General features: G+C 69.3%; 18 protein-coding genes. 5 read left to right on the top strand and 13 right to left on the bottom strand.

Features of this window, described 5'->3' with window-relative positions:
* The first annotated feature begins 2 nt into the window (after positions 1 to 2).
* Positions 3 to 698 carry a creatininase family protein gene (locus IE302_RS39255; protein WP_191259523.1) on the top strand — a complete coding sequence of 232 codons (696 nt, stop codon included), beginning with the start codon at positions 3 to 5 and terminating at the stop codon, positions 696 to 698.
* On the opposite strand, the gene ribA is transcribed toward IE302_RS39255, so the two are convergent.
* From ribA to IE302_RS39225, 6 genes are read right to left on the bottom strand one after another with little or no spacing between them, the layout of a single operon-like run.
* Positions 654 to 1,298 (bottom strand): GTP cyclohydrolase II, encoded by a 645-nt coding sequence (ribA, locus tag IE302_RS39250; RefSeq protein ID WP_191259522.1) that lies wholly within the window; start codon positions 1,296 to 1,298, stop codon positions 654 to 656. The two genes, IE302_RS39255 and ribA, sit on opposite strands and share 45 nt — an antisense overlap.
* Positions 1,295 to 2,281, bottom strand: a complete 987-nt coding sequence (locus IE302_RS39245) for a lysylphosphatidylglycerol synthase transmembrane domain-containing protein (protein WP_191259521.1) — start codon at positions 2,279 to 2,281, stop codon at positions 1,295 to 1,297. Before IE302_RS39245 ends, ribA begins: the two co-directional genes overlap by 4 nt.
* Complete coding sequence (locus IE302_RS39240; protein ID WP_191259520.1) at positions 2,278 to 3,096, bottom strand: methyltransferase domain-containing protein; 819 nt, start codon at positions 3,094 to 3,096, stop codon at positions 2,278 to 2,280. Before IE302_RS39240 ends, IE302_RS39245 begins: the two co-directional genes overlap by 4 nt.
* Positions 3,093 to 4,160: a glycosyltransferase family 4 protein gene (locus IE302_RS39235; protein ID WP_191259519.1), complete on the bottom strand. Its 1,068-nt coding sequence runs from the start codon at positions 4,158 to 4,160 to the stop codon at positions 3,093 to 3,095. Before IE302_RS39235 ends, IE302_RS39240 begins: the two co-directional genes overlap by 4 nt.
* On the bottom strand, positions 4,157 to 4,555 hold the full coding sequence (locus IE302_RS39230) for a 6-pyruvoyl trahydropterin synthase family protein (RefSeq protein WP_093936157.1): 399 nt from the start codon (positions 4,553 to 4,555) through the stop codon (positions 4,157 to 4,159). The genes IE302_RS39235 and IE302_RS39230 overlap by 4 nt, the downstream gene beginning before the upstream one ends.
* A gap of 21 nt (positions 4,556 to 4,576) precedes the next feature.
* Positions 4,577 to 5,557 (bottom strand): zinc-dependent alcohol dehydrogenase, encoded by a 981-nt coding sequence (locus IE302_RS39225; protein WP_191259518.1) that lies wholly within the window; start codon positions 5,555 to 5,557, stop codon positions 4,577 to 4,579.
* 60 nt (positions 5,558 to 5,617) lie between these two features.
* On the opposite strand from IE302_RS39225, the gene IE302_RS39220 reads away from it, so the two are divergent.
* On the top strand, positions 5,618 to 6,331 hold the full coding sequence (locus tag IE302_RS39220; protein ID WP_191259517.1) for a CDP-alcohol phosphatidyltransferase family protein: 714 nt from the start codon (positions 5,618 to 5,620) through the stop codon (positions 6,329 to 6,331).
* Here IE302_RS39220 and IE302_RS39215 read toward each other — a convergent pair whose 3' ends face one another.
* The 4 genes from IE302_RS39215 to IE302_RS39200 all read right to left on the bottom strand — a co-directional run bounded on the left by IE302_RS39215 (position 6,332) and on the right by IE302_RS39200 (position 11,136).
* Entirely contained in the window at positions 6,332 to 6,694 is a 363-nt protein-coding gene (locus IE302_RS39215; protein WP_191259516.1) for a tautomerase family protein, read from the bottom strand. It lies immediately after the preceding gene.
* Between the two features lies 1 nt (position 6,695).
* Complete coding sequence (locus IE302_RS39210) at positions 6,696 to 7,259, bottom strand: TetR/AcrR family transcriptional regulator (RefSeq protein WP_191259515.1); 564 nt, start codon at positions 7,257 to 7,259, stop codon at positions 6,696 to 6,698.
* 586 nt (positions 7,260 to 7,845) lie between these two features.
* Positions 7,846 to 8,421: an Rv1733c family protein gene (locus tag IE302_RS39205; protein ID WP_229908254.1), complete on the bottom strand. Its 576-nt coding sequence runs from the start codon at positions 8,419 to 8,421 to the stop codon at positions 7,846 to 7,848.
* Positions 8,422 to 8,559: 138 nt separating this feature from the next.
* Positions 8,560 to 11,136 (bottom strand): sensor domain-containing protein, encoded by a 2,577-nt coding sequence (locus IE302_RS39200; protein ID WP_191259513.1) that lies wholly within the window; start codon positions 11,134 to 11,136, stop codon positions 8,560 to 8,562.
* A gap of 134 nt (positions 11,137 to 11,270) precedes the next feature.
* On the opposite strand from IE302_RS39200, the gene IE302_RS39195 reads away from it, so the two are divergent.
* From IE302_RS39195 to IE302_RS39185, 3 genes are all read left to right on the top strand, one after another.
* Complete coding sequence (locus IE302_RS39195; protein WP_191259512.1) at positions 11,271 to 12,422, top strand: beta-ketoacyl synthase N-terminal-like domain-containing protein; 1,152 nt, start codon at positions 11,271 to 11,273, stop codon at positions 12,420 to 12,422.
* 110 nt (positions 12,423 to 12,532) lie between these two features.
* Positions 12,533 to 13,198 carry a DUF998 domain-containing protein gene (locus IE302_RS39190; protein WP_191259511.1) on the top strand — a complete coding sequence of 222 codons (666 nt, stop codon included), beginning with the start codon at positions 12,533 to 12,535 and terminating at the stop codon, positions 13,196 to 13,198.
* Between the two features lie 66 nt (positions 13,199 to 13,264).
* Positions 13,265 to 13,846 carry an AAA family ATPase gene (locus tag IE302_RS39185; protein WP_191259510.1) on the top strand — a complete coding sequence of 194 codons (582 nt, stop codon included), beginning with the start codon at positions 13,265 to 13,267 and terminating at the stop codon, positions 13,844 to 13,846.
* On the opposite strand, the gene IE302_RS39180 is transcribed toward IE302_RS39185, so the two are convergent.
* The 3 genes from IE302_RS39180 to IE302_RS39170 form a co-directional block, all read right to left on the bottom strand.
* Complete coding sequence (locus IE302_RS39180; RefSeq protein ID WP_191259509.1) at positions 13,843 to 14,790, bottom strand: DNA polymerase domain-containing protein; 948 nt, start codon at positions 14,788 to 14,790, stop codon at positions 13,843 to 13,845. The genes IE302_RS39185 and IE302_RS39180 overlap by 4 nt on opposite strands.
* 459 nt (positions 14,791 to 15,249) lie before the next feature.
* The gene (locus IE302_RS39175) at positions 15,250 to 15,765 is read right to left on the bottom strand and encodes a lytic polysaccharide monooxygenase auxiliary activity family 9 protein (protein ID WP_191259508.1); all 516 of its coding nucleotides are present in this window, start codon (positions 15,763 to 15,765) and stop codon (positions 15,250 to 15,252) included.
* A 212-nt stretch (positions 15,766 to 15,977) separates the two neighbouring features.
* A complete protein-coding gene (locus tag IE302_RS39170) occupies positions 15,978 to 18,590 on the bottom strand; it encodes a CHAT domain-containing protein (RefSeq protein WP_191259507.1) in 2,613 nt (870 codons plus the stop codon).
* Positions 18,591 to 18,633 lie beyond the last annotated feature (43 nt).

Raw genomic sequence — 18,633 nt, 5'->3', positions numbered from 1 at the left:
CGATGAACCTGTTCCCGACGGCCTCGACGGCCGACGAGCGCGCCCGAGGCGCCGACGTCGCGGTGCTGCCCGTCGGCAGTTTCGAACAGCACGGCGCGCACCTCCCGCTCGCCACCGACGCGGTGATCGCGACGACGATCGCCGACGCCCTCGCCGCGGCGTACCCGGTCCTGCGGCTCCCGCCGATCACGATCGGCTGTTCGCACGAACACGCGGACTGGCCGGGAACGGTCAGCATCTCGGCCGCGACGCTCTACGCCGTGGTGAACGACGTCGCCGCCTCGCTGCGCCGGTCCGGCGTGCCGAAACTGGTGCTGGTCAACGCGCACGGCGGCAACTACGTGCTGTCCAATGTGGTCCAGGAGTCGACGACGCCGATGGCGCTCTTCCCCGGTGTCGAAGGCTGGCAGGCGGCGCACGACGCGGCCGGGCTGGAAACCTCGCTGGACAGCGACATGCACGCCGGGGAGCTGGAGACTTCCCTTTTGCTGCACGCGCATCCGTCGCTGGTGCGGCCCGGTTACGCGGCGGCGGACCACCTGGCCGACGATCGGCGGCACCTGCTCACGACCGGGCTGCGACCGTATTCGGAGTCCGGTGTGGTGGGACGGCCTTCGCTGGCGACGGCGGAAAAGGGACGGCTGGTGCTGGCGTCACTGGTGGAGAGCTTCGGGGACACCCTGGCCGCCCTCGGCTGAGTCGATCAGATCCAGATGCGGCAGGAAGTGGTGCATCCGCTCCTGTTTCGTCCTCAGGTACCGCAGGTTCTCGTCGTTCGGCGTCACCAGCAGCGGCACCCGCTCGCTGATCCGCACGCCGTGCAGCTTCAGCTGGTCGACCTTCGTCGGGTTGTTGGACAGCAGCCGCACCGAGCGCACCCCGAGATCGGCCAGGATCTCCGCCGCCGCACGGTAATCGCGCGCGTCCACCGGCAGCCCGAGCGCGATGTTCGCCTCGACGGTGTCGAGCCCTTCGTCCTGCAACCGCATCGCTTTCAGCTTCGCGAGCAGGCCGATGCCGCGCCCCTCGTGTCCCTGGGCGTACACGAGGACTCCGGCGCCCTCCTCGACGATCGCGCGCAACGCGGCGGCCAGCTGATCACCGCACTCGCAGTGCATCGAGCTGAAGACGTCGCCGGTCAGGCATTCCGAATGGACCCGCGCCAGCGTGCCGAAGCCCTCGATGTCGCCGTGCGCCAGCGCCATCTGCTCGTTGCCGTCGGCGTCCAGGTATCCGTACGCCCGGAAGACGCCGTACCGGGTCGGCAGCCTGGTCTCCACGGCCCTCTCGACGGTCATCGCGTGTCTCCTGTCTGTACGGGTGTCCTGGCCGCGATGCGCGGTGCGGCGGGGGTGCGGGTCTTGACGGAACCGGCGAGCAGCACGCCGGCGCCGGGAAGGCTGGAAACGAGCGCGAGCACGCCGTAGACGACGGCCACGGTGACGCCCTGCGCCGAACCGAGGCCCGCCGCGCCGAACAGCAGCGCGCACACGCCTTCGCGCGGGCCCCAGCCGCCGATGTTCAGCGGCAGTCCCATCGCGAGCAGGGCGAGGATCATCAGCGGCAGCAGTTCGCCGACCGGCGCGGTGACCCCGGCCGCACGCGCGGCGACGACGAACAGGGCGAGATGCCCGGCGAGGGTGGCCACCGAAAGCAGGCTCACCCCGGGCCAGGTCTCCTTGGTCAGCAGGCCGAGCCGGACGTCGGCGAGGGTGACGGCGAATCCGCGGCGCCACTTCGATCCACTGTGGATCCAGTGCCGCCCCGCCGTCATCCCGGTGACGACGGCCGCGAAAGCGAGCACGACGACCACGATCCCGGCGACCAGCACGACCCCGTCGATCGGCGGCGGCACCACGGAAGGCGTGCTGAGCACGACGGCGACCGAAGCACCGATCACCACGACCTGCCCGGCCGTCCGCTCCAGCACCACCGCGCGGACGCCGCGCAGGACGTCCCCGGCGCCGCGACCGTGCTGCACGGCACGGTTGACGTCGCCGAGCACCCCCGCCGGCAGGACACCGTTGAGGAACAGCGCGCGGTAGTACTCGCCGACGGCCGTCGGCAGCGACAACCTCAGGCTGAGCCGCCGCGCGACCAGGCACCAGCGCCAGGCGCTGAAAACCGTGGTGGCGAAACCGATCCCGAGCGCGGCGGCGACACCGCCGGCGTCGACTTCGCGGAGTCCGTCGAGGAACGCGCGCGTGCCCAGCTGCCAGACGAGCACCCCGAGGATGGCGAGCGCGCCGAGGATCCGCAGCCAGGGCCAAAGTCGCTTCACGACGGCACCACCAGGAGATCTTCGTGCTGGATCGTCGCGTTCAGCTCGCCCGCCGCGCACTGCGCGAGCCGCCACCGCAGGTAGGCGTCGCCGTCGTGCGCGAGCTCCGGCCGCTGTTCGCAAGCGGCGCCGACCCAGCCGGCGAGCCACTCCGCGGTGAGCGCGGCCTGATCCGCTCCGAGCCGCCACGGGCTCGGAGCGCGCCGCACGGTGGCGCCGAGCCGTTCGAAGACCCCGAACGCGACGTCCACCGCGTCCGGGCCGAGCAGCCACCGGCCGTTGGTCACCCGGCGCTGATGCGCGTTGAAGGCGTCGGAGATCTCGATGTCGAACTTTTCCTTGGGCGACAACACGACCCGCCCCGAAACGCTCAGCGTGAACAGGACCGCGCACTTCGCTTCGACGCAGGCCTCGGCCAGCCGCGACATCTCCTCGGCGGTGAGCAGATCGAGCAGCGCCGACGCCGCCACGAGCGAGGTCCCGGCGAGATCCTCCGCACTCAACTCGGTGATGTCACGCTGTTCGGTGACGACGGTGACCTCGCCGCCGTCCAGCGCGTGCTCCGGACGGCTGGTGCGGGCCAGCGCGTGGGTGAGCAGGTCGGGGTCGCGGTCGTGCAGGATCCAGCGCTGCCTGCCGGGCAGCCGCCGGGCCAGCCAGCGGCCGAGCGAACCGGTCCCGCAGCCGAGATCCCGGATGACGACCTCGTCCGTTCCGCGCAGGAACGCCCGCACCGGCTCGATCAACTCGGTCGCGCGGGCGGCCGCGTCGGCGTCTTCCCTCAGCTGAAGCCAGCTCGGGGCGTATTTGGTCATGCCGCCGTCCTTGCGCTCAGCAGTACGGCGGCGACGCCGCGGGCCGTCTCGTCCCAGCCGGTCAACGTCTCGCGGCGAAGGCGGGCGGAGGCGCGAAGCCGGTCACGCAGGTCAGGTTCGGTGAGCCAGCGGCGAAGGGCCTTCGCCAGCGCGCTGACGTCCTCGCCCGGGACGAGCAGCCCGGGCACGCTGCCGTCGGGCGACCGGCCGAGTGTGTCCGGCAAGGCTCCGACGGCGGTCACCAGCACGGGGATGCCGTGCGCGAGCGCCTCGGTGACGACCATGCCGTAGGTCTCCGCGCGCGAAGGCAGCACGAGGAGGTCCGCAGCCGCGTACGTCGCTTCGAGCGCTTCGCCGGACCTGGGGCCGGTGAGGGTGAATCGGTCACCGAGGGTGTGCCGGCGCAGGCGTTCGACGTAGCGGGTCTCGCGCCGGATGGCGCCGACGCATTCGCAGATCCACGGGAGATCCGTGAGCGACTTCAGCGCGTCCGCGAGCAGGCCCTGGCCCTTGCGCGGGGTCACGTTGGCGACGCAGACCAGACGCGTCCCGTCCAGGCTCCCGGAAGCGACTTCGGCCTTGTCGACCCCGGGCGGGACGACGTGCACGCGGTGCGGCGCGAGGTCGTGGTGCTCGATCAGCCGTCGCGCCGCCCAATCGCTGGTCGCCACCACGGCCTCGACAGCGCCGAGCGTCTCCCGCTCCAGCCGGTCGAGTTCGACGGCGAGCGAAGGCGAAAGTCCCGTTTCGTCGGCCAGCGGCAGATGCACCAGCACCGCGATCGACAGCCGCCGCGCCGACGGCACGATCACCTCGGGCACCCCGCAGGCGACCAGCCCGTCGAGCAGGACCGCGGAACCGGCGGGCAGGTCGGCGAGTTTGCGCGCCAGGACCTTGCGCGCCTCGGTGTCGGGCCGCGGCCAGTTGCCGCGCACGGCGATCTCGTGGACCTCCACGCCCGCCGCGGCCAAGCCGTCGCACAGCCGTCTGTCGTAGACGTTGCCGCCGCTGGGCGCGCTCTGGTCGTCGATGTCGCCGGGCAGGACGACGTGGAGCCCGGTCACAGCGCACGCTCGTAACTCGCCCACGCGACGTGGGATTCGTGCAGCGAGACGGTGATCCCTTCGAGCCCCCGCGCGCCTTCACCGAGCGCTCCCGCGTGGACGCGGCCGGCGAGCCGGTCCGCGATCACCTTGGCGAGGAACTCGGTCGAGGTGTTGATCCCGGCGAACTCGGGCACGTCGTCGAGGTTGCGGTAGTTCAGGTCGGCGAGCACCGCTTTGAGTTCTTCGGTCGCTTTGCCGATGTCGACGACGATATTGTCCGCGTCCAATTCGGACCGGCGGAACGTCGCGTCCACCACGAAGGTCGCGCCGTGCAGGTTCTGCGCGGGTCCGAAGACCTCACCGCGGAAGCTGTGCGCCACCATGACGTGGTCGCGGACGGTGATACTGAACAACGGACCTCCCAGATCGTGCCCTCAGCGCGTGTTCTCCCTCTGATAGGTGACACGGAGGCAGAGCGTTCCTGGTTCATTCGCGGCCAGACGCGGAAGGACGTCCGGTAGCTCATGGAACCCGCATTCCCCGTTGACCAGCACTTCAAAGGCGGGATCGGCGAGAATTTCCAGCGCGATCGCCAAGCGGTCCGCGTAGCTGCGGTTCAGGCGCCGGGCGGGCGAGACCATGCCGACCTGGCTGCAGCGGATCGACAGCCGTCGTGAGTGGAAGTTCTCGCCGAGCGGGACGCTGATCCGGCGGTCGCCGTACCAGCTCAGCTCGATGACCTCGCCCTCCGGCGCGAGGAGTTCCAGCGAACGCGCGAGCCCCGCTTCGCTCGCGCTGGCGTGCACGACGAGGTCGCAGTCGCCCAGCGCGTCCTCCGGTGTCGAGAAGTCGACACCGAGCGCTTCGGCGACCTTCGCGCGCTCCGGGTCGACGTCGATCAGCTGCACCCTGGCCGCCGGGAAGCCCGACAGGAGCTTCGCGACGCTGCTGCCCACCATCCCGGCGCCGACCACGGCGATCCGGTCGCCGAGTTTCGGCGCCGCGTCCCAGACGGCGTTGACCGCGGTCTCGATCGTCCCGGCGAGGATCGCGCGCTCCGGCGGTACTCCGAGCGGCACCGGCGTGACGGCCGACGCCGGGACGACGTAGCGCGTCTGATGCGGATAGAGACAGAAGACGACCTGCCCGACCAGGTGCTCCGGGCCCTGTTCGACCACGCCGACATTGAGGTAGCCGTACTTCACGGGCCCCGGGAAGTCGCCCTCCTGGAACGGCGCGCGCATGGCCGTTCGTTGACTGACCGGGACCTCGCCGCGGAAGACGAGCGTCTCGGTGCCCCGGCTCACGCCGGTGCACAGGGTGCGGACCAGCACCTCGCCGTCACCGACCGGAGGGAGCGTGACCGGCCTGAGCTCGCCGTCACCGGAACCACTGAACCAGAAGGCGCGTTCCATCGTGTCCTCTCATGTCGGACCCTGGAGACGGGGTCGCCGCCACCCTAACGAGGAGGCCTCGTGATCAACCCCGGAGTTTTCCTGGGGGTCCTCGTCCAGCTGGCGTTGCTGGGGACGCTGGACGCCGTCGCCGGACTGGGCCCGCTGGGCTGGCTCGCCGGAGCGGCCTACGGCATCGCCGTGGGCGGATTCCTGACCTACGGCCTTAACCGGAGCACCGCGCGCTCCCTGGGCCCGGCCGACGCCGTCACGCTCGGCCGTTCCGGACTGGTCGGCTGCGTGACCGCGCTCGTCGTCGACACCGCGGGCCGGGAGATCGTCACGATGGTCGTCATCGCGTCGGTCGCGCTCGCGCTGGACGCCGTCGACGGCCACGTCGCGCGCCGCACCGGGACGGCGTCGCCGCTCGGCGCGCGCTTCGACATGGAGGTCGACGCGTATCTGATCCTGATCCTGAGCGTGGTCGTCGCGCAGTCGCTGGGCCCGTGGGTGCTCACGATCGGCGCGATGCGCTACGTCTTCGTCGCCGCGAGCAGGCTGTGGCCTTGGCTGAACGCGCCGCTGCCGCCGAGCATGGCGCGCAAGACGGTCGCGGCGGTGCAGGGCATCGTGCTGGTCGCGGTGGCCTCGACGGTGCTGCCGCTCTGGGCCGGTTTCGTGGTCACGCTGGGCGCGCTGGGACTGCTGACGTGGTCCTTCGGACGCGACACGTGGTGGCTGCTGGATCAGCACGCCTTCGGCAGCACTCGCCGTGTCGCGGCCGACGTCGCGTGATCAGGCGTACTGCGCTTCGCCGTTCCCGATCGACCAGTCGACCGGATCGTTCTCGGTGATCGTGACGAGCACGTTCCGCGGCTCGGTCCCCGCGTACTCCTCGGCCAGTTCCGCGATCCGCCGGTACAGCGACTTCTTCTGCACGTCGGTGCGCCCGCGTCGCATGGTGATCGCGACGAACACGACCCCCTCGTCCCGGTGGATCCCCAGGTAGTCGTCGTATTTCAGGGTGGCCCCGCCGTTGAGGACCTGGAACCGGTCGTCGGCCGGGATGCCGAGCGCTTCGACCATCGCGTCGTGGACGGCGTTGCCGAGGGCTTCGAGCTTGTCGGTCCCGACGGCGTCGATGCGGACGAAAGGCATGTCAGTTCTCCTTGGTGGCGAGCAGGCCGAGGGCGCCGTCGACGGCTTTCGCGAACACGTCCGGGGAACCGGCGGCGCGGGCGAGGACGTAACCGCCTTGCAGCATCGCGACCAGCGCGGTCGCCGTGGCGAGCGGATCGAGCTCCGGGGCGAGCTCGCCGGCCGCGCGGCCCTCGTCGAACAGCTCGGCGAGACGGCCGGTGAGCCAGCCGAAGTACTCCTCGACCGGCTTTCGCAGTTCCGGGTCGGCCATCACTTCGGGATCCTGGGTGAGCTTGCCGACCGGGCAGCCCTTGAGGATGTCGCGCTCGCGGCGCACGTAGACGGTGATCCGCTCGATGGCCGTGCCGGGCCCGGCGAACTCGGCCTCCGCCCTGGCCCGGAGGTCTTCGGCGTCGCGGCCGATCGCGGCGAGGGCGAGTTCGGACTTGCCCTGGAAGTGGTGGTACATGCTGCCCTGACCGGCGCCGGAACGTTCCTGGATCGCCTTCGGGCTGGTGCCGACGTACCCACGCTCCCACAGGAGCTCGCGAGTGCTCTCGATCAGCCGTTCCCTCTTGTCCACACCGAGACCGTACATACTAGTAGGTACAGACACAATCCAGGCCTCCCGCAACCAGTCACCTACCTGCGGCGGGAGCAGGGGACCTTTGCTATCACTCACTCACGAAACCGCAGGTCAGCGCCCCGCAGACCGGCAACCGCCGCAATTAGTCCTCTAAATGCGGCTTGGCGACCTCCCGGCGGCAGGTACCGAGTACATGAACGCCCCCTTCCTTGCGCCTAGCTCCGTGAAGGCCCCCTTCATGCACTTGAGCCACCGCGAAGGGCGAGTTTCCTCGGCTGAGCCGAGTGAAGGGGGCCTTCACGCGCGCACCGTGTGACGTGTGGGGTTTCTGTGGCAAATGAGGCACTAGGCGGTCCATGAAGGACTCCTTGAGGGACCCAGGGTCCGTGAAGGCCCCCTTCACGGACTTGAGGCGGCCCATTTCCGCAATTAGTCCTCTAAATGCGGCCTGTGCGCCCCCCTGAGGCAGGTACCGAGTCCGTGAAGGCCCCTTGAGGGACCCTGGGTCCCTCAAGGACACCTTCACGGACTTGAGCGCCACCGCAACCAACGCAATTAGTCCTCTGAATGCGGCACGAGCGGGTCAGGAGGGCGTCGAGTCCGAGCCGAGCCGCTCCCACTCCCGGTCCCAGGCCGCCCACCGCGCCCGGTTCAGCAGGCACAGCGCGAGCAGGCACGCCGCCGCCAGCAGCGTCACCGCGATCAGCCACACCCCCACCCCGACGCCGATCCCCGTACTCGTCGCGTCCAGCGGCCTCACCGGCGGAGCGACGACGGCATCGGCCTGGTCGAGCCACACCGTCACGCGCTCCCCCGCCGAAGCGCCGAGATCGGCGGTGGCGGGCCCCTCCTGAAACGTCCCGTCCGACAGCTCCCAGCGAGCCCGCACCCGGGCGGTCTCGGTGGACGGGGTCCCGTCGACGCCGATCCGCGCCGGCGGCGCGTCTTCGAGCAGGGTCGCGGTCGTCGCATGACGCGTCGCCATCTCGACGGCCGAGCGCGCCATCATGGTCGCGTAGGCCTCCGAACCGGCCGCGGCGGCGAGCGGGATGCCGAGCAGCGCCGCCACGACGCCGCCGATCAGGATCGCCGCCTCGATCCGGTCGGTGATCCGGGCGAGCGGGTTCCGGCCGGGGTGGATCCGGCGCCACAGGACCATGAGCGACACGACGGGCCTCCTTCACCGTTCCCCACCGACAAGACTGCGTCGCGAAGAGCCGGAGTGATAGGAGGCTTTGGTCCCGTCAGCGGCGAAGAACGTTCTCACCCGGGACCACGTGCGCGGCGGCCGCCCGGTTCACCGCACCACGTGCGGGTACGCGGACCTCAGGTCCGACACCGGACCCGGCGGCGCCACGAGCGGGCCTTTCGCCCAATCGCAGCCGAGTTCGTGCAGCACCTTCAGCTGCTGCGCGGTCTCGACCCCCTCGGCGACCACCACGAGGTCGACCGCGTGCGCCATCGCCATGATCCCGGCGACGATCGGCTCCGCGTCGCTCGAGATCCCGAGGTCGGCCACGAACGACCGGTCGATTTCGATCACGTTCAGATCGAGGCGGCACAGCTGGGCGAGCGAGGAGTACCCGGCGCCGAACCGTTCCGCGGTCACCCGGACGCCGGTCTTCCGCAGCGCGTCGACGGCGTCGGCCGCGTCCTTCAGCGCCGTCTCGTCGACGTCGAGGCTCAGGTCGTGCGGCCCCAGCCCGGCCTTCTCCAAAGTTGTCTGTACCACTTGCAGCAACGTGGAATCGCCCAGTTGGCGGACCGACAGGCTCACATTCACATTACAGTTCACACCATGATCGGCACGCCATCGAGAGATCTCGCCGGCGGCCTTGGCAAGGACCTCCGCACCGATGACCGTCAAAAGATCGCCGTCGTCGGCGATCTCGGCCAATTCCGCCGGATCGATCGGTCCCCGGACCGGATGATCCCATCGGGACTTCGCCTTCACGGCGACCATTTCCCCGGTCCGCAAATCGACGACGGGCTGATAAACCGTCTCGACCAGGCCTTCCGCGACGGCGTTCCGCAGATCCTGCTCCAGGGTGAATCGATCCTGGACCCGTTTCCGCATGATCGGCGCATAGAAGGCATAGCGGCCCGGCCCGAATGTTTTTGCCTGGTACATCGCCAAATCGGCGTCTTCCAGCAATTCGTCGGCGGTGCGGGTATCACCGGGTTCGGCGATCACTATTCCGATACTCGTATTTATATGCAGTTCGCGGCCGTGCACCGTGAGCGATTCGGCCAGATGCCGCTGGAGGTGGTCGGCCAGCGCCCGCACCTCGGCGGCTTCGGTATAACCGGTGGTGATGACCAGGAACTCGTCCCCGCCGAGCCGCCCGACCAGGTCCGACGGGCCGGCGACGGCCCGCAGCCGGTCGCCGATGATGCGCAGCACCTGGTCGCCGACGGTATGACCGAGCGAATCGTTGATGATCTTGAACTTGTCGAGATCGATGAACATGACGGTGGTCGTCCGGGCCGGGTCCGCGATCGTGAGGCGCAGCCGGTTCAGCGCGAGCGTCCGGTTCGCGAGCCTGGTCAGCGGATCGTGGGTGGCCTCATAGGCCAGCCGCTCGCTGATCGCCCGCCGTTCGGTGATGTCGGCGAAGGACGTCAGCACCGAGGGCACGCTCTGCCCCGGCGCCATCAGCGGGCCGGAGGTCAGCGAAAGCCAGCGGTGGGCACCGTCACGCCGCCGCACCTGCACGACCCGCCCGGTCTCGACCTTCCCGGACCGCCGCACGCGCGCGGACGGCAGGTCCTCGACGGGCACCGGGACGCCTTGCTCGTCGTGCAGCCGCAGCGTCCGGCTCTCCAGGCCGACCAGGGAACCCGCCGGGACACCGGAGATCCGGTGCGCGGCGGAGTTGGCCAGTTCGATCCGCCCGCTGGGGCCGACCACCAGCACCCCTTCGTCGAGCGTTTCGACGACGGTGGCGAATTCGGCCTCGGCCCGGCGCTGCGCGGTCTCGTCGGCGCACAGCAGCACGTAGCCGTCGAACATCTCGGCCGCGGAGACGCGCACCGCCAGCGCCGTGCCGTCGGCGCTGAAATGCGTCGCCTGCACGACCCCGCCCGCCGCGACGACCTGCCGCGGGCTCATCGGCGCGCCGACGACCTCGGCCACCGGGACCCCGATGACCTGGTCGAGTTCGTGTCCGTAGACGGCCTCCGCCGCCGGGTTCCAGCTCGTCACCAGCCCGTCGGGCGAGGTCGCGATGATCGCGTCGCTCGCGTGCCCGACCAGCGCGGCCTGGAACCGCAGACCGGCCTCGGCCGCCTTCTGCGTGGTCAGATCGCGCATGATCACCTGGTAGGCGGGCTGGCCCTCCCAGGTCGTCAGCACCGCCTGCGATTCGACGGCGACGCCGCGGCCGTCGAGGGTCCGCAGCCTCATTTCGGTCGGTTCACTGAACGCGCCGGGAGCGACCAGCGAACCGATCCGCGCCAGCAGCGCGTCCTGCGAACCGGTGTCGACCAGGTCTGTGATGTGCATCCCGATGATCTCCGTCGACACCTTCGCGCCGACGAAGCGCATGGCGGCGGAGTTCACGAACACGACTTTGCCGCGCTGATGGACACAGATCCCGTAAGGGCTCGCTTCGACCATCGTGAGATATTGCGTACCCAATGTCCCGCCGTCGGAATTTTGCTCCAAAAGGCGGTACCCCTGGCCGAGAAAGGCGAGCGCGGGTTCGCCGCGATGATCCCTCTCGGCGGACAACTCGGTCAGCAGACGGACGAGCGCGGCGTGCCGGTCGGGTTTTCCCACCGTGCGGGTCGCGGCGCCGTTCGCTGGCGAGGAATCCTGATCCGAGGGCCGGTGGGTGTCGGGAGTCCCACCGTCGAGATCGTCAGGATCCATCTGATCCAAACCCCCTACTCGACTGATGTAGCTTCCGATTAGATCACTAAATCGACGTAGCCGTCCTCCCCGGACAGCTGATCGGTGCGGCTATTCCACCCCAGCGTTGACTGAATGTAGTTGAAGGGAAACACGTGCGGAGCAAAACAGACATCTGCGGCATCGGCGCCGTAACCGCCTACGGCTGGGGGCGCGAATCTCTGTGGGAGGGCCTCGCGAGCGGCGTCCCCTGCGCACAGTTCACCGAAGGCTTCGGGGAGACCCCGGATCTGCCCGGCTGGGTCGCGCACATCTCCGAGGGTGGCAGGGCACGGGACGGCAGTCTGCACGCCCGCGCTTTGCTCGCGGCGGCACGTGAGGCGATCGAAGACGCCGGGGCCCGGGGCTGGTCACCCGGACGACGGGTCGGCGTCATCGCCGGCGGCGTCCGCGAGGACCTGCGGAGCTGGGACCGACTCACCGAGATGGGCGACCAGCTCATGTACCGGCGCGAGTTCATCGGCATGATGCCCTCGACCCCGATCGCCTCGCTGATGTCGGAGTTCGGCTTCCACGGCCCGTCGATGACCTTGTCCGCCATGTGCGCGACAGGCAGCGCCGCGACCCTCACCGCCAAGATGTGGCTCGACGCGGACATGGCCGACGACGTCGTGGTGGTCACCACCGATCTGTCCGCGACCAGGCCGGTGGTCCGCAACTTCGTGCACTGCGGGGTGGCGATCACCGACGTGCCGCCGCTCGAAGCGTGCCGCCCTTTCCAAGAGGGCACAAGGGGTTTCACCTTCTCCGAGGCCGCGGTCGCGATCGTGCTGACCCAGCGCAAGGCCGATTCGTACGCGACCGTGCTCGGCGGCGCCATGACCCACGAAGCGCACAACGCGATGGCGCTCGACCCCGACCCGACGACGGCGATCGCCGCGGTGACCGAAGGACTGGAGAACGCGAACGTCTCCGCCGCCGACATCCGCTACGTGAACGCGCACGGGACAGGCACGAAACTGTGCCACCGCACGGAATCCCAGATCCTCGAAACGGTCTTCCCCGCCGGTACCCGGATCTATTCGATCAAACCGCTGACCGGGCACAGCCAGTCGAGCAGCGCGCTGACCGAGATCGCGGCGAGCTGCCTTGCCGCGGAGCGGGACCTGATCCCGGCGCCGAAACCGGTGGCCGACGGGCATCCGCAGCTGCTGGAAGGGCCGACCCGGCCGGAAAGCGGGCTCACCGTCAAGACGTCGATCGGGATGGGGGGTTACGTCACCTCGGTCGTGCTGGACACCGCGTAGCCGACCAATTCGATAACACATAGTCTCAACGTCGTCACGAAGTGTCATTCACCGTGCTCACGTGGTCGATACTCCCGGGTAGCGACAACGCACTGAGCACGGAGGCGATCATGAGCGTGCGAACGGCATCCGACAATCTCGTCCGCAACTACCTGTTCCTGCGGCGCGCCATAGGTTTCCTCGGGATCGGGCTGCCGCTCGTGCTGATCTTCGGGAAGCCGGTCGTCGACGGCGGCGGCCTGCTCAACTCGATCAGCGGGTACTACTACTCGGGAATGCGTGACGTCTGGGTCGGCGTCATGTGCGCCATCGGCGTCTTCCTGTTGTCCTACCGGGGTTACGGCCGGATCGACGACATCGCCGGGAACATCGCGGCGGTGGCCGCGGTCGGGGTGGCGCTCTTCCCCACCACACCGTCCAACGGCGATCGCACGGACGTGCTCATCGGTTACCTCCATCTCGGCTTCGCCGCCGTCTTCTTCCTCACCTTGGCGTTCTTCTGCATCGTGCTGTTCACCAAGTCCGACAACGAGATTCCCGGCAGCCGCAAACCCGAACGGAACCGGCTCTACGTCACCTCGGGGGTGATCATGCTGGTGTGCCTGGCCTTGATCGTGGTCTGCGGCCTCGTTTTCGACGACGCGACGAAGTCGCTCTACCCGGCGCTCTGGCTGGAATCGGTGGCGATCTTCGCCTTCGGCGTCGCGTGGCTCACCAAGGGCGGGACGCTGCTTCCCGACCGGACGGTGGCGACAGAGCCGGCCGTGACGGCCTGACCAGGACCGGAGCCGAGCGGATCAAGGTAAAGGAACCTTTATCATCGGCCGGGTCGTTGAGGCCTTATGACCGATCGCATCGCACTCCGGCTCGGCAGGCGCGATCTCCTGGTGGTCGCGGGGATTCCCGGGGCGGGCAAGACCACGCTGCTGTCCCGGGCGGCGACCGGCACGATGCCGGTGCTCGATTCCGACCAGGTCCGCGCCCGCCTGCGCGACCGGCTGCCCGCCGCGCTGCCGTACCGGTGCTACCGGCCGGTGGTCCACCTGTGGCATCGCGCGCGGGTCGTCCGCTTCGCGCTGAGGGACGGCGGACCGCTGATCGTGCACGAGCCGTCGACCCGCGCGACGACCCGCGGGCTGCTGGCCCTGCTCGGCCTGCTGAGCCGCCGCCCGGTCAAGCTGCTGTGGCTCGACGTCACCCCGGAGGAGGCTCGCGCGGGCCAGGTCGCGCGCGGTCGCGTCATCCGGCGGCACTCGTTCGCCCGCCACGTCAAACGGGCCGAGAAGGTGCGCCTCGCCCTGCGCGCGGGCTGGGTCCCGACGGGCTGGCGCGGCGCGCGGATGGTGACCCGCGAGGCCACCGGGGCGCTGCGGTTCGTCACCGACGAGGAGCCGGGAAGAGTCCGGCTCCGCCCTGTCGCCTAGTTCTCTTGAGCGCGCAGCCTCGCGCGGCGTTTCCCTTCGTGCATCGCCACGACGCGGGCGACCGGGATCGTGTGCCCCTGTTCGACGAGGTCCGCGGGCAGCGTCTGCGGCCCCGGCATCGCGTCGGCCCAAGGATCCTTGTCCCCCAGCAAAGCGAGCGCCGTGGAAACGGTGAAGTCGGCGGGAACGACGTTTTCGAGTTCGTCCCAGGCCACCGGGAACGACACCGGCAGTCCCGGCCGCAGCCGCGGGCTGTACGCCGCCGCGACGGTGTTCCAGCCCGCCCGCGTGGAATCGAGGTACACCTTCCCCTCGCGGTCTTCCACGATGTACGCGGTCGTCGCGACCGCCGGGTCGACCTGCTCCGCGCGGGCGGCCAGCGCGCGAGTCGCGGCCGCGACGTCTTCGAAGCCCTGCCCCGGCACCAGCGGGACGAAGATGTGGACTCCCTTGGAACCGCTGGTCTTCACCGCTCCGGCGAGCCCGGAGTCCGCGAGTGCTTGCCGCACCAGGCCCGCGGCCTTCACGACATGCGCGAAGTCGTCGCCGGCGGGCGGGTCGAGGTCCAGCACGAGATGGGTCGGACCCGCTTCGGCGTCCGCGGTCATCAACGTCGGGTGGTATTCGACGGCGCGCTGATTCGCGAACCACAGGAGCGTGCGGCGGTCGTCGCAGAGCGCGTAGGACACCTGCCGCTTCGACGTCTCCGCCCACATCCCGTACCGCTTCACCCAGTCAGGCGTGTACTTGGGCAGATTCTTCTGCATGAACGGGCCCTGGCCACGCAGGATGCGGATCACCGAAAGCGGCCGGTTCTCCAGTACCGGGAGGAGGCGGTCCGCGACGGCGTCCAGGTAGTCCACGAGATCGCGTTTGGTCGCACCCTCGAACAACGGCTGGTCGAGGTTGGTCAGCTTGACCCCGTCGCGCTCGTCATCGCTCATGGGGTGAGCCTGGCACAAAGAAACTCGTGAGTGGTAATGACGGTTCTCACCGGCATTACCACTCACGAGGCGCGGCGGCCTTCACGGCAGATCGCGATCGCGGGCCAGGTCCGTGAAGGACTCCTTGCCTACCCTGAAGGTAGTGAAGGAGGCCTTCACGGACTCTGAGTCCCTCAAGGGGGCCTTCACGGACAGCCACATCACCCCAGAAACCCCAGTCGCCACACAAACCCCACACACCACAGAGGATGCGCGTGAAGGCCCCCTTCACTCGGCTCAGCCGAGGAAACTCGACCTTCACGCCGACCCAAGTACATGAAGGCCCCCTTCCTTGCGCCTATCGCAAGCAAGGGGGCCTTCATGTACTGCAAGCAGGCAAGCGCCGGCACCGACCAGGTCGGGGTGGTCGTGAGTGGTAATGACGGTTCTCACCGGCATTACCACTCACGAGTCCGGCACCTAGCTGATGTTGGCGTCGATGCAGGCGTAGAACGCGTTCGCCGTGTCGTAGACGTTCCAGCGGGCGAGGATCTTGTGCCGCCCGCTCTGCTGCAGGTTCACGCTGTGGGTGACCGTGGCTCCCGGCTGCGCACCGTTGTCGTTGATGGACGCGACCTTCGCGCCGTCGACGAAGTACTCCCAGGTGCTGGTGCGGTGGCGAGCCGTCAGCGTCCACCGGAACGTGGTGGTACGACCGAGGGAATGCACCTTCCAGCCCTTGCTGTCGTCGTTGAGGTCGGCGAAACGGCCGACACCACCGTTACAGCTCATGAGCCCCTTGGGGCCCTCGACACTTTGCGGCTCCCATTTGATGGAGCCACAGGAAACCGTGTTCTGGGCGCACTGCGCCTGCCTGCTCGCGGGTGAAGAAACGTAGCCGTGCGCGCTGGCTGTTCCCGCCGGGATCGCGACCAGAACCGCCGGCACCATTGCCGCACCCGCCGCCAGGGTCAAAAGCCGTCGTTTGAAGCTCATGCCTACCCCTTTCCCATCTCAAACACCCACCGCTGACTCGAGATTCCTGGGCCACAGCGAGCGAAAACCAATGAAGGTTGGGACCGCATCCGCCGAAGCGCCGAGCCGGCGAATGTGGTCTAGACCATAATTGGTTCAGACGACTCGGTCAAGAGTAACCAACCGGGCACTTGGAGTCGTGAAGATCGAACAGGGGTTGTCAAGCCGTGCGTTCAGCCCGCACCCAAACAGACGAACGGTCGCCGGAACGGATCAACCGCGATGGTGTCCGCCAAGGCCGTCGCCGGTCCGGCGCCTTCGACGAGTCCGCGGTGGTAATCGTCCATCGCGGCCGCTGCGGCCTCGTCACCGACTCGGCTCAACGGCGCGATCACCGTCCGCGAACCGCTCGCGAGCAACGCGCTCGCGAAACCGAGGACTTCGTCGCCGGGCCTGATCCGGTTCAGCGCCAGTTCGCACGCCGCGAAGACGACCTGCGACGGCGGCTGCGCGAGGCCCGCCATCTCGTGCGCGAAGAGCGCGCCGTCGGCCATCTCCAGCCGGGAGAACAAGGCGTTCTCGGGTTCGTGCGCGCCGTGCGCGGCGATGTGCGCGAGCTTCGCGCCGTCGAGCGCCCGCAGCACCGAGGTCACCGTCGCCTCGGGTCCGGTCAGCGTCTCCGCGGCCCGGTAATGCATGGTGAGCTTGTCGAGCTCACCCCTGGTTCCCACGAGACCCGGACCGCGGACGAGGACGACCTTCCCCGTGCCCTGCGCCGTCGAGCGCTCCGCGCCCAGCCACGCCGTCGCCGACGGGGTGACGACGATCGGCCGTGACCGCAGCGCCGGCAGCACTCCCCAAGGGACGGCGTACAACGGACCGGTCGGGACGACGACCAGGCCGCGATCCCCGAGCAGCCCTTCCAACGGCCGGATCAGCTGGGTATCGAGCCGTTCGGCCTGTTTCCTCGCCGAACCGAGCACGGACTGGACCAGCAACGGCGGCAGCCGGTCCGGCGCGAGGGCGTCGAGATCGACGTTCAGCATCCGCGCGGACTCCGCCGCCCGCGCCGCCGAACCGAGCCGCACCAGTTCGCACTTCCCGCCTGCCACGACCACGGCCACCAGGTCGTCCCCGGAGGACGCGAAGCTCACCAGCGCGCGTTCGCCCAGTTCCTCGGCGACCTCGGCGAGCCGCGCGATCGGCCGCGGCTTGCCCCAGCGTCCGGTGTGCCACCCGAGCCGATGCGCCTCGCGCAACCGCTCGGCGTGCTTGGCGCGCAAGGCCGCCGTCGGATGCCCGTCGTGCTGCGCCTGGTGGATCGCCTGATCGAGCCCCCGGACCTCACCGACCCGCTCGGCGAGCTCCGGATCGGTCGCCGCGACCGGTTCGTACCGGTAACTCTGCGCGCGAGTCCGTTCCGTCCAGCCGAACAAGCGCGCCGCGTCCGCACGTTCCAGCACGATCTTGAGCGCCAGATCCGCCAGCTCCCGGCCGTGCAACGCCGTCCCGGACACCAGTTCGAGGCCACCCATCCGGTCGCGGACGCGGTCGAGTTCGGTGAGCCCGGCGCGGATCTCGGCCAGCGCCTTGGTCTTGTCCCCTTGCGCCACCGCGAGTTCCGCGCGGCAGAGCCGTCGCAGCATGCGGTAATCGACGGAGGTCAGCCGTCCCGGCCGCGGAATCCGGTCCAGCAGTTCGGCGGCGCGTTTGCTCTTTCCCTTCCGCAGTTCGACCCGGACGGCCAGCATGCGCGCCAGCGCGGCCTGATCGGCGAGCCGCGGCATCGGCATCGCGTTCGCCGCGCGCAGCGCACGGGCGGTCAGGGTGAGCGGGATTTCGTTGGTGCGCAACGCCTCGCGCACGTCGGCGCGGAGACCGACGATGGTCGCGTTGGCGACACAGGTCTGGCAGCCCCAGCGCAGCGTGCGACGCCGGGCCGAAGCGGCGTAGGTCCGCGCGAGCTCCAGGTCGTCGGTCATCAGCGCCGCGGACGCGCGGAACAGCTCCACCCCGCCCAGATCCCTGGTGATGCTCCGCTGTTCCAGCATCATCGGCAGAATCTCGTCGAGGTGGACGCCTGCCTCTTCGGCCAGCCCCGCGGTCAACAGCGCTTCGGCCCGCTCCCACCTCAGCATCGGCGGGATCTCCTGATCGAGCGAACGGTAGATCCGCTCGCTCTCCTCGTAGAGCCTCAGTGCGGCCGGAACGTTCCCGACGCGGAGTTCCAGCGCGCCCAACGGGCGACGGGCGTCCGCGGCCTGGGTCCGCAGGCTGTTCTGTTCCGCGAGCGTCACGGCGCTGGCGAGATCCCGCCTGGCCCGGTGGACGTCACCGAGCCTGGTGTAGGCGAGCCCCCGGGTGATCATCGTGCCCAGGTACGGGTCGAGGAACGGCGCCGGATCCTTTTCCATGGCCAGCGCGGCCTCTTTGTGCGCCAGGGAGGAATCGAAATACGCCGTGCTTTCCTCGTTCCGCCCCACCGCCATGAGCAGGAGTCCGTAATTGTGGTCGAGCTGACCACGCAATTCGGCGTAGAGCCGGGGTTCGTCCACCGCTTTGAGCAACAGGCGGACGTCGTCCAGGCCGGCGAGGCCGGAAGCCACGCCCCCGCTGGTCTCCGACCCCACGGTCGCGATACTGGAAGCCAGCCGGATCCGGGTGGCCAGCCAGTCGTGCCTCATTCGCTCGGCGACCGGGTGGACCGAGTCGAGCAGGGCCATACCCCGGCGCAGCAGCAGAATGCCTTCGCGTTGACGGGCCGAACACGCGGCATCGATACCGGCGCGCTGGAGTTCGCGCGCCTTGCGAATGACCTCGACTTGATCGAGCTGTGTTACCGCCACTGATCTATGACAGCACACTCCGTAGCCGAGAGTCGCCCGCCAC

It is taken from the genome of Amycolatopsis oliviviridis (assembly GCF_014654365.1).
In the GTDB taxonomy this organism is placed as follows: Bacteria; Actinomycetota; Actinomycetes; order Mycobacteriales; family Pseudonocardiaceae; genus Amycolatopsis; species Amycolatopsis oliviviridis.
This window is presented reverse-complemented; position numbering and strand designations above follow the sequence as displayed.